This is a genomic window from Nostoc sp. JL23 (assembly GCF_017115065.1).
Classification (GTDB): Bacteria; Cyanobacteriota; Cyanobacteriia; order Cyanobacteriales; family Nostocaceae; genus Nostoc; species Nostoc punctiforme_A.
Map to the genome: position 1 here is coordinate 137,295 of NZ_JABXKN010000076.1, position 16,127 is coordinate 153,421.

Genomic DNA, 16,127 nt, shown 5'->3' on the forward strand with positions numbered 1-16,127 from the left:
AAAGGTGGGCGGCAGCCCACCCTAAACCATTATTTACTTAGCAATACTTTAAACAGGTGCTTCAGTTGCAGACTTACCAACTAGCATTGCGGTATTTTCGTCGCTTTCCAGGATACCGAATTCAATCAACAATTCTTCTAACTCTTCCATCTCAATAGGGGTGGGGACAGTCAGATTCTTGTTGTTGATGATCTTTGTACCTAATGTCCGATATTCATTAGCTTGGTTACTGTCAGGTGCATACTCGTTAACAGTCATGCGGCGCAATTCTGCGTGTTGCACAATGTTGTCACGAGGTACGTAGTGAATCATTTGGGTGTTCAAACGTTTTGCCAGGGTTTCGATTAGGTCGATTTCCCGGTCAACGTTACGGCTGTTACAAATCAAACCACCCAAGCGCACACCGCCAGTGTGAGCATATTTGAGAACACCACGAGCGATGTTGTTAGCTGCATACATCGCCATCATTTCACCAGAGGTAACGATGTAGATTTCTTGTGCCTTACCTTCACGGATAGGCATAGCGAAACCACCACACACAACGTCACCCAAAACGTCGTAACTTACAAAATCAACATCTTTGTAAGCACCGTTTTCTTCTAAGAAGTTGATAGCGGTGATAATACCACGACCAGCGCAACCTACACCAGGTTCAGGACCACCAGACTCCACACAACGTACATCGCGGAAACCGGTGAGCATTACTTCTTCGAGTTCAATATCTTCTACAGCACCGCGTTCAGCAGCCAATTGAAGAACACTTGTTTGAGCTTTACTGTGTAGCATCAAACGGGTGGAGTCAGCTTTGGGGTCGCAACCGACAATCAGGACGCGCTGACCCATTTCAGCCATTGCTGCAAGGGTATTTTGAGAAGTGGTAGATTTACCAATACCGCCTTTACCATAGAAAGCTATTTGTCTAATCTTTGGATCAGTCATGGTTGTGTTTCCTACAATGATTTAGTTAATGGGTCGTAAGCTTGATGTGAAATATTCACCCTTGGTGTCGTAGGGAAGTAGAGCCTGTTGGCAATCGCACCCTGGCAAAAACAGTTAAAATCAGAACATATTTACCCACGAAGCGTAGACGCAGAGTGGCTTGTCGTCAGACATGGCTTAAGAGATAGAGAAATCTAATCTCCTAATAACGAAGCCTTTGAAACTATGACTTCAGCATTATCAGTTGTTGTAATGAATCCCAAATGGTTGCTCAAGCCTCAAGAGTGGTTGCAGCAGGAATTCAAATGAACGCAGATTTGTTCCTTGAACCACACAACCAACCAAATTGCAATCCACTCTTAAATGGTCGCTACAACTTTTCTGATTTTGCTGATGTCAAGTAACCAAGAAAATCTATAGCGCTTCTCGTTTCGTGATTGATGCAGCAAGATAAATTCCAGCCTAAAAGTGGTAGCTACCAGTGCAGTAATATAATATTTGCACAGACAACATCTCATACTCTGGCTTAGATAATATCTTGGTGACTTTTGACAGTATAGTTAAATTCTTAGAAATTATGGAACTACACCATTCTGCTTGAAGTTTTCGTTCCAAAAGTCAGCAACTGCTTCAACTTAGTTGGCGGTTGAAAATGTTTATTCCCGCAAGACTAAGTTAGTAAATATTCTGTATTTCTATTGAATTGTCAGGCTGTACTAAGAGTCTTTCTTCCCAGACTCCAAGAGTAATTGCCTTTGGCGGGTAATGCTCTAGCTAGGTTAGCCAACTCTTATTGGCTCATACCCAGATAAATTTTGATTGACTTCAAGTTGTTACAAAGGCTACTATCCTACTCAATCTAGTTTTAGATTTTCGTTAAAAAAAGATGTAGCTAATTGAAGGGGACTTACCAGAGCAAAAAAACTTTCTTGAGCTTGCCTCAAACTTGTTTTGAAGTCTTTTTGTGTTTTCACTTGTTTGATTCCTATAAAAACCATAACATACATCTCACTAATTAATTTGCCGAATCTCAAATTATTTATCTATTTAATAGAAGATTATCCTTGGACCCTTTAATAGTCATACGTTACGTCCTCACTGGTTGTTAGTTAATAAAATTATTTATAATAACAAATATGTGCAGTTAGATACTTTTGGGAATTTGATAAAAGTATTTCAAACTATTGTTTGATAAAGCAATCCAGTTCAGGTTAAGCAAAGCGTAACCCAACAAAGCTATGAAAATGTTGGGTTCCGTTCCTCAAACGCCACTTGCTTGTCCCTTGGCGCTAGCCTCTTCCAAAAGGAGAAGGAGAGACGCGCTGCGCGGACAAGTCGGGAAACCGCAAGGGCGCAGTGGCTCCCCAACCTACACAGTAGACTTCTTGGTATTATGGGGAAAAGGGTAATGGGTAAAGGTATGGAATTTTCCCAAACCCAGTAACTTTTAACATGCACGCCAACATCTTGCAAAAGTTACTTTTCCAAGATGTCTAGTTTAAGATTTTTGGCGCTAACCCAAGCGTATTCTTTTATAAAGACAACAGAATTTCTTATTTTTGCAGTCAAAAAATTTGTAAAGAAAGTAGATTAAATAACTCACAAAATACTAGATTTTTTGGCTCTCCCAGATTTCGTTTGATAAATTAATACTAAAAAACAGTTAAAATACCTGATGTAACTAGGTTTCGCTAAAACAGAATCAAAGATTTAATAAAAATATGCTTTCTGATTCTTGAATCCCTTACTATATAAGGACTTAACCTGATATCAAGTATTAATTTTCTATAACTAGTCTAGGAGAGCCGATTTTTTCAACTAACTATAATTTGAGGAAAATTACAAGACCTTGAAAGGGCTGGTTCCGATCATATTGAACTAGCAGTCTCCCTAGCAGCTTCTCGCAGGCGCTCCACATCCCGCATCGGTGGTGCACCAAAGAGCCGCTTGTACTCCCGATTGAAGTGCGAGGTATCGTCATACCCAACTCGATAGGCAGCACTGGTAGCATCAAGGTTTTCCCCCAGCATCACGCGGCGAGCTTCTTGGAGCCGCAGTTGCTTCTGGAACTGCAAGGGACTCATTGCAGTGACAGACTTGAAGTGATGGTGAAAACCCGAAACACTCATTCCCATCTCTCGTGCAATGCTTTCAATCTTGATCGGCTCGTTAAAGTCTTTACGAAGTCGCGCGACGGCTCTGGCGATATGGTAGGTATAGCCACCCAGAACTGCAATATGACGGAGCCGATTACCTTGCTCTCCCATCAGGAGTCGGTAAATGATTTCCCGCTTAATCAGTGGTGCGAGAACATGAGCTTCAGCAGGGGAATCTAGAAGCCTGACGAGCCGCACCACAGCGTCCAACAGATTTGCATTCAACGGACTTACCGTCAATCGCTTTCACATCAGCACGGCAACGCGATGAGGGATACCCTGCCTCGACCATCACTGAGCCAACGAGGGTGGGGTCAAGATCGAGGCGAACGCTAAGATACGGTTGCTCCTTAGACGCTTCCAGAATTTGGCTGACAATCGGTAGTTCAACCGTAGCAAGCAGATAATGCATCGGGTCGTAATGATAGCGATCGCTACCCAGAAAAACTTCTTTGCTGCCCTGAGCGATCGCACAAAAGGCAGGAACAGAGACACTATGAAGGCATTCCGAAGGCGAGGAGGAGCGGTTGAAGTGCAAACCTTTGAGCGGCTCAATCGTCCCATCATGACGAATAGCTTGTGCAATACGCTCTTTCAGTTCGTCTCTGTTGGCTTGCGCTCTGTCTGCCTCGCGCTTTGCCTGCGGATCGTTCATTAAATCGATATTGGACTTTTCACTCGTTTTGGCAGCGTTCATTTCTAAGTTTGCAGGATTGTACAACGATCTTAGACGATCGTTTTATTGCTTGTCCTCCAAAATGCCTAAGATGAAGCTAAAGCAATGAAAAACGATTCCGGCTTCTTGCAAGCGTCTGGATTTTTATTTAAGAGAAAACTCAGTTTTGATTGGGTAAGGGATTCACCTACTGACAACCAAAACGGCATCAAGGCTAACCTTGCTTCTTAAAAAATCCATCCCTATTGATAGAGAAGCGATAAATGCTCAATCTCTACGATTGGGGCAGCCACCCAAATGGTATCAAGTAAAAGAATTAAGGAAATGGACATCAAAAGAAGTGGCTCACAGCCTTCCGCCAAAGGAGCGGCTGAGTATTTTACAGGCACTGTCCGCATTGACCCCCTGTTCGAGGCGCACGATCCAGCACGCACACTTGGTGCCAGTGTCACGTTCGAGCCTGGTGCTCGGACAGCATGGCACACCCACCCGTTGGGACAGACCCTGATCGTGACGGCTGGCTGCGGTCTCGCACAGCGCTGGGGCGGCGCGATCGAGCAAATCCGACCGGGGGACACGATCTGGTTCTCGCCGGGTGAGAAGCATTGGCACGGTGCTACCTCAACCACGGCAATGACACACATCGCCATTCAGGAACAGCTCGACGGCAAGACCGTGGACTGGATGGAAAAGGTCAGCGACAAGCAGTACTCCAGCTAATCACCACATCCGGTGGTTTTAAGACCTTGTTAAGCGAAGAATCGAAGGAGGAAAATAGTGGCGACGAACGAGAATGGAAACTACAGAGGAAAGGTTGCGTTTGTGACCGGAGCAGCGAGCGGTATCGGTCGAGCTACAGCGCTGGCGTTTGCCCGTGAGGGTGCCAGCGTGGTGGTTACTGATGTTTCAGAACCGAGCAATCAAGAAACAGCACGCATGATCGAGGAACTCGGCGGTCGGGCGATCGCCGTCAGGTGTGATGTAACGCGGGCTGAGGACGTGAAGGCTGTGCTGGACAAGACCATTGAAGCTTTCGGGCGGCTGGACTTCGCCTTCAACAACGCGGGCATCGAGCCGAAGAAGGCGGCTCCGACTGCGGAGTACGAGGAGGAGGAGTGGAACCGGATTATCGACATCAACCTCCGCAGCGTTTTCCTGTGCATGAAACACGAGATCCCACTGATCCTCAAGCAGGGACGCGGTGCGATCGTCAATACGTCTTCGGGCGCAGGAATCATCGGCATCAAGGGCAGCCCTGCGTACACCGCCGCCAAACATGGCGTGATCGGACTGACCAAGGCAGCGGCCCTCGACTACGCCGCGCAGAACATCCGCGTCAACGCCGTCTGTCCTGGCTACATCGACACCCCAATGATGGGTCGTTTCACCGGCGGTACGGACGAAGGACGCGCAAAGGTGATTGCGGAGGAGCCGGTCGGACGGATGGGCAAGCCCGAGGAGATCGCTGCGGCCGTCGTCTGGCTTTGCTCGGACGCGGCTGCCTTCGTCGTTGGGCACGCTATGGTCATCGACGGTGGCCAAACGGTGCAGTAATGTTCGTCGCCAACTCGATCAAACCCTAAACGCACGACAACAAAGCATTGTCGCGTATCGCCACTCAGGAGGTACTCGACGGCAAGCCCGTGGATTGGATGAAAAAGTTCAGCGACAATACCAGGACAGATTCAAGACCGAGTAGAAGGAAACCAGCTTATCTTCCAGATTGGAGCATCAATTTATGTACAACGCCAAAGCTTACTCCGCAGCCAGTGCAACTGCACCGCTCGCTTCCGACACGATCGCCCGGCGCGATCCAACCGAACGCGATGTTCAGATCGAAATCCTCTTCTGTGGCATCTGCCACTCCGACCTCCATTCAGTGCGTAACGAGTGGAGCGATTTCATGTCCACGAACTACCCGATTGTCCCCGGTCATGAGATCGTGGGACGTGTCACCCAGGTCGGCTCGGCAGTTACCAAGTATAAGCCCGGCGACCTTGCGGCGGTCGGTTGCTTGGTCGATTCGGATGGTACCTGTCCTAATTGCAAAGCTGGCCTTGAGAATTTCTGCCCGAATCAGATCCTCACCTTCAACTCTCCAGACAAGCACCTTGGTGGCGTTACTTATGGGGGCTACTCCGATAGCATTGTCGTTGATGAACGCTTCGTGCTACGCGTTCCCTCCAACCTCGATCTCGCCGGGGTTGCACCGCTTCTGTGTGCTGGAATCACAACCTATTCACCCATGCGTCACTGGGGTGTCACTGAGGGTAAGAAAGTTGGCATAGTCGGTCTTGGGGGGCTGGGACACATGGGCGTGAAGTTTGCCCGTGCGTTTGGTGCCCACGTTGTCGTCTTCACCACCTCACCCGACAAGACGGAAGACGCGCTCCGCCTGGGTGCCGACGAAGTGGTCGTCTCCCGCAATGCCGAAGAGATGCAAAAGCACGCTGGCAGCTTCGATTTCATCCTCGACACCGTTTCCGCCAAGCACGACATCAACGCTTATCTCAACCTGCTCCGCCTCGATGGCAGCTTCCCCGATTCCCCTGGATGTTTCGGCATTTAGCCTGATTATGGCGCGCCGCAATCTCTCTGGCTCAAACATCGGTGGCATTCCCGAAACCCAAGAAATGCTCGACTTTTGTGGCGAACATAACATCACCGCAGATGTCGAAGTTATCCCGATCCAAAAGGTCAACCAAGCTTACGATCGCCTGCTCAAGTCCGATGTGAAATACCGCTTCTGTATCGATATGGCATCCCTTAAATCTGCATAACCGAGGTAGAACCTCAAAGGAGTAACAATGCAAAAGCGCAAACTTGGAAACAGTAACTTAGAAGTCTCGGCGATCGGGCTAGGCTGTATGGGGTTGAACTATGCCTACAGCCATACCCTCGACAAGAAAGAAAGCATCTCCCTGCTCCAAGCCGCGGTGGAGCGTGGCGTCACCCTCTTTGATACAGCCGAAATGTATGGGCCATTCACCAATGAAGAATTGGTGGGCGAAGCGCTCAAACCTTACCGCGATCGCGTCGTCATTGGGAATCGGTTTTGTGCCGTTTAGTCCTTTGGGTAAAGGTTTCTTGACAGGCAGTATCAGCAAGGACGCGAAATTCGACAAATCCGACTTCCGAAGCATCGTTCCTCGGTTTACGCCGGAGGCTCTCAATGCCAACCAGTTCTTAGTGGATTTGTTGAAAGAGGTGGCGAACCAGAAGAAAGCTACAGCAGCGCAAATCGCCCTGTCCTGGATACTGGCGCAAAAACCTTGGATTGTGCCCATTCCCGGCACGACCAAATTGAGCCGCCTGGAAGAAAACGTTGCGGCAGCAGATATCGAACTGACGCAGGACGAGTTGAAGAGCATCGACGCGGCATTGGCGCAAATTCCAGTGTCAGGCGATCGCTATCCAGAAGAGTTGGAAAAGCGCACGGGATTATAGACGGAATCGCTGACCATAGAATTTTAACCCCAATAAGGAGGTGCGGATGACAAATACACAGCAGCAGGACTCTGTAAGGATAAGTGAAGCGGCACATAAAAACCATGAAGAACTGTTTCCAAACCACAAATCGACCCTGAAAGAAACCGACCCTGAACTGATCGAAGTCTTTGACAACTTCGCCTTCGACGAAGTAATTGCTGAGAGCAAACTGGATACAAAGACAAGGGTGATGCTGATTCTGGCGTCTATCATTGGCAGCCAAGCAGTAAGCGAATACAGGGTTATGGTGGGCGCAGCGCTCAATGTCGGAGTAACGCCGATTGAAATCAAGGAGATCCTGTATCAGTCGGTACCCTACGTGGGAATGGCGAAAGCATTTGACTTCGTTCATGCCACGAATGAAGTGATGTCCAGCAGAGGTATTCAATTACCTTTAGAAGGGCAATCTACTACCAGCCCGGAAACACGCTACGACAAAGGGCTGGCAATACAGAAAGCTGTGTTCGGCGAAACGATCGAGCAAATGTATCAGCGATCGCCCAAAGAGCAGCTCCACATTCAAAGGTTTCTGTCTGCCAATTGCTTTGGCGATTATTACACCCGCAATGGCGTAGACATAAGAGTTAGGGAGCTGATCACACTGTCTATCCTCATTGCTCTGGGTGGGGTTGAATCACAGATAAAGGGGCACATTCAAGGCAACCTGAATGTCGGCAACGGCAAAGATATACTGCTGGATCTGATTACACAATTGTTGCCTTGGGTGGGATATCCCCGAACACTGAACGCGTTGAAATGCCTTCAGGAAGTGGCGACGGAGTAATGGTGACGATCGCGATTGACTAACGAAGAATATGTTCTCTCATTGACATTTCGGCCGCTGTAGAAGACTACATACGCGAGATAAACGACTGCTGCGGCAATACCAGACCCGATCTTAGGTTAAGACAGTTCGACCTTTAAATCAAAGACAGGAGTTCAAATAATGCAAAAGCGCACACTTGGAAACAGTAATCTGGAAGTCTCGGCTATCGGGCTGGGCTGCATGGGAATGAGCTTTTCTTATGGCCCACCCAAAGACACGCAGGAGATGACCGCTCTTCTGGGGGCGGCCGTCGAACGTGGCGTTACATTCTTTGACACCGCCGAGGTCTACGGCCCGTTCACCAACGAAGAGCTTGTGGGCGAAGCCCTCGCTCCCTTTCGGGGGCAAGTGATCATTGCCACCAAATTCGGATTCGACCTGAGTCCTAATTCCGATCCTCGCGGGATGAAGGGTTCGCCCAGCCTGAATAGCCGGCCGGAGCAAATCAAGCAGGCCGTTGAGGGTTCGCTCAAGCGACTCAAGGTCGATTGTCTCGACCTACTCTATCAGCACCGGGTTGACCCGAACGTGCCGATCGAAGACGTGGCAGGAGCGGTGAAGGAACTGATTCAGGCAGGTAAGGTGAAGCACTTTGGACTCTCGGAAGCAGGAGTGCAAACGATTCGTCGCGCGCATGCAGTTCAGCCGATCACGGCTCTCCAGAGCGAATACTCGCTGTGGACGAGGACTCCTGAGAAAGAAGTGATACCGACCCTTGAGGAACTCGGAATCGGCTTTGTCCCTTACAGCCCGTTGGGCAAGGGCTTTCTCACTGGTAAGATCGACGAAAACGCCACTTTCGACAGTTCCGACTTCCGCAGCACCTTGCCTCGCTTTACGCCGGAAGCTCTCAAGGCGAATCAAGCCCTGATTAATCTGCTCGGTAGCATTGCCGAACAGAAACAGGTGACACCTGCTCAGATTGCACTTGCCTGGCTGCTGGCCCAAAAGCCGTGGATTGTTCCGATCCCAGGCACCACGAAGCTGCATCGCTTGGACGAAAACATTGGGGCAGTCTCCGTCGAACTTACGCCCGACGATCTGCGTGACATCGATGATGCCGCCTCCCAAATTACGGTGCAAGGGGCGAGATACCCCGAAAAGCTGGAGCAAATGACTGGTCGCTAAACATTGATTGCAGTTTTTGGGTCTGGCATAACTATCCCTTAGACCAGACCCAAACCATTATGGCTGGTTGCGATCAAGTGGCAGAGGTCAACCACGAATCATCGCAAGGCTACTGACCGCTCATTGAAGGAAAAAGCACAATTTGGAGAGAAATAATGCAAAAGGTTGTACTGAATAATGGTGTCGAGATGCCCATTTTAGGGTTCGGTGTCTACCAGATAACTGACCTTGAAGAGTGTGAAAGAAGCGTATATGAAGCAATACGTGCGGGCTATCGTTTAATTGATACCGCCGCTGCTTATCAAAACGAAGGAGCCGTTGGCAAAGCCATTGAAAAAAGTGGTGTGCCAAGAGAAGATATCTTTGTCACCACCAAACTTTGGATTCAGGATACTGGCTACGAAAGTACAAAGAAGGCGTTTGAGCGATCGCTCAAAAGATTGCAATTGAATTATCTGGATCTTTATCTGATTCATCAACCCTACGGCGATATCTATGGCTCGTGGCGAGCAATGGAAGAACTTTATCGAGAAGGCAAGATTAGAGCCATCGGTGTTAGCAACTTCCAACCCGATCGCTTAATGGATCTGATGGTTCATAACGAAGTCGTTCCTGCGGTCAATCAAATTGAGACCCATCCCTTCCATCAGCAAATTGAAACCCAGAAGTTTTTAGAGGAAAACAATGTTCAGATTGAATCCTGGGGACCGTTTGCTGAAGGCAAGAACAACATTTTCAAAAATGAACTGCTGCTTGCGATCGCTGGGAAATACAAGAAAACCGTTGCTCAAGTGATCCTGCGCTGGCTGACCCAGAGAGGAATCGTGGTGATTCCAAAGTCAGTTCGTAAGGAAAGGATTGTTGAGAACTTCAACATTTTCGATTTTGAACTTAGCCCTGAAGATATGAATGCAATTATCTCGCTAGATATGAAGGTTAGCAGCTTCTTCGACCATCGTGATCCGGAGATGGTGAAACAGTTGAGTACCGTAAAACTTGACATTTAGAATCACTGCGCTCCCGTTTGATTTGGCGCGTAACGCGCGGTGCAACCCAAATGTACATAGGGACATTGGGACGATTTCGCTATAATTGTTTGGCGGCGATCGCTTTAATTATTTAATAGACATAAGTTCTGGAAACACTACTCAGAAAACTGCATAAAAAAACTCAACTGGATCTATTAAGTCAGTGAAGGGTTTTAAACCCAAAATCTGGAATACTGTTGCTTGCCTTTGTAGCTAAGTATCTACAGAGGTACACGCTCCCTAGTAGTTCAGCTGAAAGTATATATTAAACAGGAAAAAGGCTTGATATGCAAAAGCAAATTTTGGGTTTAGCGATCGCATTACCAACGATATTATTCACTGCCTTACCTACTTTGGCAAATCCTGTACAACTTATTACACCCAAAGTTGGTAATTTACAACAAGTTGTGGTAAAAGGGGAGTTTCAAACTCCTGTAATTGAGAATCAACTCAGGAACCCAGGAGATGAACAATCACCGGGGCCAACCGGTGGGAACTCGCCGGTGAAAGGACCAGGGCCCAGACCTCCTCGCAGAGATACATTGTTGCAAAAGCTGGGTACAGGTTTACAAGATACGATCAATTCTAGCTCCGTCAATCAGAACATAGCCAACCCCGTTCTTGGTCGCTAATCTTCGGGTTAGTTTTGAGGTAATCCTTTAGCAATTTACAACTGCGAATCAGTAGATTGTCTAAATCTTGGGTTTGCAGTTCTGTGCTCAAAAGACGCCAAAGTTTAGCTGTACCATCAAAACTGGCAGAAGCCAAAAATTTCCCATCAGGGCTAAAACTGACGCTCAATACTGCATCAGTATGACCTGGGAGAGTTTTGAGTTCTCTGCCATCACGGTTCCAAAGTTTAATGCTTCCATCACCGCTAGCTGAGGCTATTATCTTGCCATCAGGACTAAAGCTGACGCTGTAGACGCCATCAGTATGTCCTGTAAGAGTTTGTAGTAAAGTTCCATTGCTGACTTGCCAGAGTTTGATAGTTTTATCAGCACTAGCCGAGGCGAGTACTTGACCATCAGGACTAAAACTGATGGCGTTGACAGCATTAGTATGTCCTGGCAGATTATACAGTAACTTGCCATCCTTAACTCTCCAAAGCAAAACTTTGTTATCTCTACCAGCTGAGGCGAGTACTTGGCCATCAGGGCTGAAACTAACGCTCAAAACTTCAGCCGTGTGTCCTTGGAGAGTTTTAATTAAAGCTTTTTGCTGAATATTCCAAAGTTTAATGGTCATATCAGCACTGGCGCTTGCCAGAATTTGACTATTAGGGCTAAAGCTGAGACTATTGACATTGCTACGATGACCTTGCAGGGTTTTAATCATATAGCCGTCACGAGTCCGCCAAAGTTTAATGTAATGGTCAAGACTCGCTGAGGCTAATGTCTCGCCGTCAGGACTGAAGGCTAAACCGTAGACTTCATCGCTGTGTCCATAAACTGAAGTACTATGACCTTCCAGAGTTTGGCGCAAAGTTCCGTCACGAGTTCGCCAAAGTTTGATCGTAGTATCAAGACCTGCGGTGGCTAGAGTTTGCCCATCGGGGCTAAAACTCACACTATAGAGTTGACCTTGAGATCCGGTCAGAGTTTTGAATAGAGGATTATCTCGCTGCCAAAGTCTAACAGTTTTATCAGCGCCAGCCGAAACTAAGGTCTGGTCATCTGGGCTAAAACTGGCGCTGTAGACTGCAATGCTATGTCCTAGTAAAGTTTGGCGTAAAAAGCCGTCCTTAGAACTCCAAAGTTTGATTGTGCTATCAGCGCTGGTGGAAGCTAGGGTTTGACCATCATGACTGAAGTTGACGCTGAGAACTCCTGCATTGTGCGCTGCAATACTTCTCAGCAGTGTGCCATCTCTGCGCCACAGTTTCACGGTTTTATCTTCACTGGCTGAAGCTATTTGACCATCGGGGCTAAAAGCGACACTGGAAACTGCGGCGCTATGCCCAAGTAGGGTTTTTTGCAACAATCCATCGCTAACCCTCCAAAGTTTAACAGTCTTATCTGCACTAGCGATCGCCAAAATTTCACCATCAGGGCTAAAACTGACACTATTAACAAAATCCCTATATCCGCTAAAAGTTCTCAGCAAATGACCATCGCTAACTTGCCAAATTTTAGCAGTGCGATCGGCGCTACCAGTTGCGATCGTCTTACCGTTGCCAGACCAAGATAAACTCAGAACTTCCGCAGTATGACCGTTTAGTGTTCTAATCAAAGTACCGTCGCTAGTTCTCCACAGCTTGACGGTGCGATCGAAACTAGCAGTTGCAATCATTTGACCATCTGGGCTAAAACTGACACTCCGCACTATATCAGTATGCCCTGTTAATGTTCGTAGCTTTGTGCCATCCCGTCCCCAAATTATGGCCGTTTTGTCGTTGCTAGCCGATACAATTGTTTTGCCGTCAGGACTGAAACTCACGCTCGATACTTCAGCGCTATGCCCTTCCAAACGGTTGCGCTCTTGGGTTCCAGAAATTACTTGTTGTAAAACATTGAGAGTCTGAGTTTGCAACTCGGCTGGTGCGCCAAAAGTGTTTTTTAGTTGTTTACCTGCTTTGACGCTGGCAATCAGTGCTTCTAACTGCTGATGTGATAAAAGATTAGCTTGAGATGAGGCATTTAATGCTTCAATTTCTCGCAATTGGGCTGCTTGGGATTTCCAATAGGCTAAAGAGCCAAAACAGACTGCCGCTAATCCCAAAACACTGAGTGCAACTACAGCCCTTTGGGCTTGCTTGAGTCTTCTTTTCTCTTGTTGTTGCTGTTGTTTTCTTTGTGCTAAACAAGCTTCAATAAACCGTTGTACATCAGCAGAAAGTTCGTCGGTATATTTAATATAGATATCTTCTGCCTCTGCTAGTCGCACTCCTTGCAACAAAAAATCAGCTTGCTGACTACGTTGCAGCCACAATTGGGAAGCCTGTTCAATTTGCCTTTGTTTTCGCAAGCGATCGCGATTTTCTTCTAACCACCAGCGTAAAGTTGACCAATGACGGATGAGGATTTCATGGGCGACTTCTACTGTTATCGGGGAAGGGGACAAGGGAGACGGAAGGGTACTTGTTTTGTTGTCTCCTTTACTACCCTCGGCAATATTTGTATCTTCTTCTAAATTCATCACCACTAACTTGGCAGCAGTTAAGGCGTTGAGGGTTTTTTCTACCAATGCGGCGGGATATTTTTTGACTATCAACTCTGATTTATGTACCCGTCTGCGAGTATCTTCTGTACCCTCACCTAGTTGCGTCAAAGATAAAAAAATCCATTTAGCACACTCTCGCATTTGGGCATCTAAACTTTCGTAAACAGCTTGAGACGAGCGCTCTAATGCTCCTTGAATTCCGCCTAGTTGCTCTTGATAGGTTTGTAAAGTCAACTCACCAGCAACTCGATATTGCCATAATTGCTCTAAAACAAATTCTAGTAACGGCAAATCTCCTGGCGAGTGATTTAGCTCCCGCAACAATACTTCCACCAGTTCTGGTTCTACTTTTAATCCGACTTGTTGAGCCGGGTTGAGAATCACCCGCCGATAATCATCCAAACTTAATTTCGGTGGAACTAACACGCTCAAATCCTGCAAAGCTTTAGCCAGTGCTGGTACTTCTAAACAGGAGGCAATAAAGTCTGCCCGTAAAGTAATAATTAATTTGAAGCGATCGCCAGCATATTGCACCGCTCCCAGCAATAATTCTAAAAATAGCTCTCTGTCTGGAATTGGAGCTAGGGTAAAGAGTTCCTCAAACTGATCTACCACTAGCACTACAACTCGATGGGGTTGGTTACGTATCCAGTAAACAAATCCCTCTACTCCTTGGTGAAATATTCCCTCTAACAACAGGTGGGAAGATGAAGAATAATTCTCCCCCTGCTCCCCTGCTCCCCTGCTCCCCTGCTCCCCCGCTCCCCCAAGCCGCCGCGCTAAAGCTTCAAGAGGATTTGCCCCTGGACGAATACTTCTAACCCACCATTGTTCGCTGCTGGGTATTTGTTTACCCAATCGTAGTTGGGTAATTACACCAGCTTGCACAATTGAAGATTTGCCGCTTCCAGAAGCACCGATAACGGCTAGAAAAGAGCGATCGCGTAGTTGGTGAATTAACTGCTGAGTCAAAGCTTCTCTACCGTAAAAATACTGACTATCTTCTTCTAAAAAAGCACTTAGCCCCATGTAAGGGCATACTCCCAAATCCAATCCTATGGTTGTTTCTGGCGTGTTTGTATAAGTTTTTGCTCGGAGAATTTCTATAATGCCTTGCGTACCTGATAACGAAATGGAAAGAGGAACACCGCTACCTGCCAAGGATAATTGTAATTGAGCGATCGCTCCGGCGGCTGAGAGTCCATCTGTATGGGTTGCCGCCATCAAAGTATCGAGAAATTTTTGGGCGAAGCGTTCTGGTTCCTTAGCAGGTGAGCCGTAGGCGATTAAACATTGCCCTTGGTGAGAGTCAATTTGCAAATCTTCTACCCAATCTTGCAAGGATGTATTAGCTACAGGACAATCGAGGATGACAATTTGTTGAGCGGTACAGAGGCGTAGCTGTTGTTTCAACCAAGAACGCTTGATGCGGATATTTTCTGCCAGCAATAACCATTCGCCTGCATCGGTTTCTTCAATTCGTCCCCGCAAATAAAGCAGCATAACTTCTGATGCTGGTTGTTGTAAATGACGAGCGATCGCTTCTTTGATCCGATCGGCAGATACTTTTGTTGCTGGCAAATACTCTAGTGCAAAATCTCCAGCACTTCCGAGAAATTTGCTAATATCTAGTGTTGTTTTGCTGACTGATAATCCCTCTACTACTATTCCTATCCGGCGATGCACTCCAAGAGTTGCCTGGGTTAATCTTTTTCCTACAATTAGTTCCCCAACTCCCTCAACAATTCGTTTAGGAGTTTGCAACGGATATTCTCGAAAAAGTTGAGTTTCTCCTTTAGTTTTTTTCTGCTGATTAATCAGCCGCAATTGTTGATTACTTTTATCTATATATTGGAGAGTTTGATGATATACGTATCGATACAAATTATCTACATAAATTAAGCCTTGGCTATCTGCTGCCTCACCTTGCAATCCTTTCATTAAATAATAAGTAAACACCCCATGTCCCAATTCGGGAAACTCCCAAGATTGCTGGTTAGCATCACAGGAAAGCAAAGCATAAAAACCTTTACTTTTAGCAGCCCGCTGCTGTAATACTTCAACCATTTTTGGTGTAGCATTCAGCAATGATTCTATTGTTGTACCTCTGAGTGTCATCCCGCCACTATGACAAGCATCTAACCAAACAAGCTGATTTTGCGCTCCGCTATTACCCAAAAATAGCAAAAGTTCTTGCAAAGCTAAAGCTGTGTTTTGAAGATGAGATTTTTGAGTATCTGCCAAACACAAAAATGCTTGCTGCGTGTTTGGTTCTACAATTCCATGTCCAGAAAAATAAAATAGAATAGTATCAATAGGTTGAGCCGCAGTGGTAATTTGCCGGAGACTAGCACGGATGTTTTCTAAAGATGGTGGTTGCGGTGCAAAATCATGGTGTATTGTTACCTCTGTTTGAGTAAATTGTGCTGATGCATCTACCAATGCTTCTGCTAAACCCTGACAATCTACTGTTGAATAACTAAGGCTGGGTAGTCCGTCATCTTGATATTGATTGACTCCCACCAACATTAGCCACAGCTTAGGAGTTGCAGTTTGTTTGACTGAAGTTGAGCGACTAGCGATCCCAATTGGTGGCATTACAGTAAGTAGTCCTAAATGCGTTGTAAACAAGGCTGACTTTTCACGTTATGTGGAAAAGCTAACGATTAACCTAACCCCCTAACCCCCAACTCGTCGCGGGAAGGGGGAAAATTCAAAGTTTC

15 protein-coding genes are annotated in these 16,127 nt (G+C 46.8%); 11 read left to right on the plus strand and 4 right to left on the minus strand.

What is annotated here, in order from left to right; translation table 11 throughout:
- Positions 1–48: 48 nt before the first annotated feature.
- From nifH to HWQ42_RS16375, 3 genes are all read right to left on the minus strand, one after another.
- Positions 49–939, minus strand: coding sequence for a nitrogenase iron protein (gene nifH / locus HWQ42_RS16365; RefSeq protein WP_292813859.1), 891 nt, complete (start codon positions 937–939; stop codon positions 49–51).
- Positions 940–2,807: 1,868 nt separating this feature from the next.
- Positions 2,808–3,293: an AraC family transcriptional regulator gene (locus tag HWQ42_RS16370; RefSeq protein WP_292813861.1), complete on the minus strand. Its 486-nt coding sequence runs from the start codon at positions 3,291–3,293 to the stop codon at positions 2,808–2,810.
- The gene (locus tag HWQ42_RS16375; RefSeq protein WP_292813864.1) at positions 3,259–3,792 is read right to left on the minus strand and encodes an AraC family transcriptional regulator; all 534 of its coding nucleotides are present in this window, start codon (positions 3,790–3,792) and stop codon (positions 3,259–3,261) included. The genes HWQ42_RS16370 and HWQ42_RS16375 overlap by 35 nt, the downstream gene beginning before the upstream one ends.
- Before the next feature lie 84 nt (positions 3,793–3,876).
- On the opposite strand from HWQ42_RS16375, the gene HWQ42_RS16380 reads away from it, so the two are divergent.
- The 11 genes from HWQ42_RS16380 (at position 3,877) to HWQ42_RS16430 (ending at position 10,874) form a co-directional block, all read left to right on the plus strand.
- Positions 3,877–4,002, plus strand: a complete 126-nt coding sequence (locus HWQ42_RS16380) for a hypothetical protein (protein WP_292729876.1) — start codon at positions 3,877–3,879, stop codon at positions 4,000–4,002.
- A gap of 66 nt (positions 4,003–4,068) precedes the next feature.
- Positions 4,069–4,491 carry a cupin domain-containing protein gene (locus HWQ42_RS16385; RefSeq protein ID WP_292813865.1) on the plus strand — a complete coding sequence of 141 codons (423 nt, stop codon included), beginning with the start codon at positions 4,069–4,071 and terminating at the stop codon, positions 4,489–4,491.
- A 57-nt stretch (positions 4,492–4,548) separates the two neighbouring features.
- A complete protein-coding gene (locus HWQ42_RS16390; RefSeq protein WP_292813868.1) occupies positions 4,549–5,325 on the plus strand; it encodes an SDR family oxidoreductase in 777 nt (258 codons plus the stop codon).
- Positions 5,326–5,509: 184 nt separating this feature from the next.
- A complete protein-coding gene (locus tag HWQ42_RS16395) occupies positions 5,510–6,340 on the plus strand; it encodes an NAD(P)-dependent alcohol dehydrogenase (protein ID WP_292813870.1) in 831 nt (276 codons plus the stop codon).
- Between the two features lie 7 nt (positions 6,341–6,347).
- Positions 6,348–6,551 carry a hypothetical protein gene (locus HWQ42_RS16400; protein ID WP_292813872.1) on the plus strand — a complete coding sequence of 68 codons (204 nt, stop codon included), beginning with the start codon at positions 6,348–6,350 and terminating at the stop codon, positions 6,549–6,551.
- A gap of 27 nt (positions 6,552–6,578) precedes the next feature.
- The gene (locus HWQ42_RS16405; RefSeq protein WP_292813874.1) at positions 6,579–6,839 is read left to right on the plus strand and encodes an aldo/keto reductase; all 261 of its coding nucleotides are present in this window, start codon (positions 6,579–6,581) and stop codon (positions 6,837–6,839) included.
- On the plus strand, positions 6,829–7,218 hold the full coding sequence (locus HWQ42_RS16410) for an aldo/keto reductase (RefSeq protein ID WP_292813876.1): 390 nt from the start codon (positions 6,829–6,831) through the stop codon (positions 7,216–7,218). Before HWQ42_RS16405 ends, HWQ42_RS16410 begins: the two co-directional genes overlap by 11 nt.
- Positions 7,219–7,264: 46 nt before the next feature.
- Positions 7,265–8,044: a carboxymuconolactone decarboxylase family protein gene (locus HWQ42_RS16415; protein ID WP_292813879.1), complete on the plus strand. Its 780-nt coding sequence runs from the start codon at positions 7,265–7,267 to the stop codon at positions 8,042–8,044.
- Between the two features lie 162 nt (positions 8,045–8,206).
- Positions 8,207–9,214 (plus strand): aldo/keto reductase, encoded by a 1,008-nt coding sequence (locus tag HWQ42_RS16420; protein WP_292813882.1) that lies wholly within the window; start codon positions 8,207–8,209, stop codon positions 9,212–9,214.
- A 155-nt stretch (positions 9,215–9,369) separates the two neighbouring features.
- Entirely contained in the window at positions 9,370–10,221 is an 852-nt protein-coding gene (locus HWQ42_RS16425) for an aldo/keto reductase (RefSeq protein WP_292813884.1), read from the plus strand.
- A gap of 308 nt (positions 10,222–10,529) precedes the next feature.
- Positions 10,530–10,874: a hypothetical protein gene (locus HWQ42_RS16430; protein ID WP_292729853.1), complete on the plus strand. Its 345-nt coding sequence runs from the start codon at positions 10,530–10,532 to the stop codon at positions 10,872–10,874.
- Here HWQ42_RS16430 and HWQ42_RS16435 read toward each other — a convergent pair.
- On the minus strand, positions 10,837–16,002 hold the full coding sequence (locus HWQ42_RS16435) for a caspase family protein (RefSeq protein ID WP_292813887.1): 5,166 nt from the start codon (positions 16,000–16,002) through the stop codon (positions 10,837–10,839). The genes HWQ42_RS16430 and HWQ42_RS16435 overlap by 38 nt on opposite strands.
- Positions 16,003–16,127: the final 125 nt, after the last annotated feature.

What these genes read in the sequence shown, in the direction of transcription:
- nifH (WP_292813859.1), bottom strand. Translation starts at nt 939, where the DNA reads ATGACTGATCCAAAGATTAGACAAATAGCTTTCTATGGTAAAGGCGGT.
- HWQ42_RS16375 (WP_292813864.1), bottom strand. Translation starts at nt 3,792, where the DNA reads ATGAACGCTGCCAAAACGAGTGAAAAGTCCAATATCGATTTAATGAAC.
- HWQ42_RS16380 (WP_292729876.1), top strand. Translation starts at nt 3,877, where the DNA reads ATGAAAAACGATTCCGGCTTCTTGCAAGCGTCTGGATTTTTATTTAAG.
- HWQ42_RS16385 (WP_292813865.1), top strand. Translation starts at nt 4,069, where the DNA reads ATGGTATCAAGTAAAAGAATTAAGGAAATGGACATCAAAAGAAGTGGC.
- HWQ42_RS16395 (WP_292813870.1), top strand. Translation starts at nt 5,510, where the DNA reads ATGTACAACGCCAAAGCTTACTCCGCAGCCAGTGCAACTGCACCGCTC.
- HWQ42_RS16400 (WP_292813872.1), top strand. Translation starts at nt 6,348, where the DNA reads ATGGCGCGCCGCAATCTCTCTGGCTCAAACATCGGTGGCATTCCCGAA.
- HWQ42_RS16405 (WP_292813874.1), top strand. Translation starts at nt 6,579, where the DNA reads ATGCAAAAGCGCAAACTTGGAAACAGTAACTTAGAAGTCTCGGCGATC.
- HWQ42_RS16415 (WP_292813879.1), top strand. Translation starts at nt 7,265, where the DNA reads ATGACAAATACACAGCAGCAGGACTCTGTAAGGATAAGTGAAGCGGCA.
- HWQ42_RS16420 (WP_292813882.1), top strand. Translation starts at nt 8,207, where the DNA reads ATGCAAAAGCGCACACTTGGAAACAGTAATCTGGAAGTCTCGGCTATC.
- HWQ42_RS16425 (WP_292813884.1), top strand. Translation starts at nt 9,370, where the DNA reads ATGCAAAAGGTTGTACTGAATAATGGTGTCGAGATGCCCATTTTAGGG.
- HWQ42_RS16430 (WP_292729853.1), top strand. Translation starts at nt 10,530, where the DNA reads ATGCAAAAGCAAATTTTGGGTTTAGCGATCGCATTACCAACGATATTA.
- HWQ42_RS16435 (WP_292813887.1), bottom strand. Translation starts at nt 16,002, where the DNA reads ATGCCACCAATTGGGATCGCTAGTCGCTCAACTTCAGTCAAACAAACT.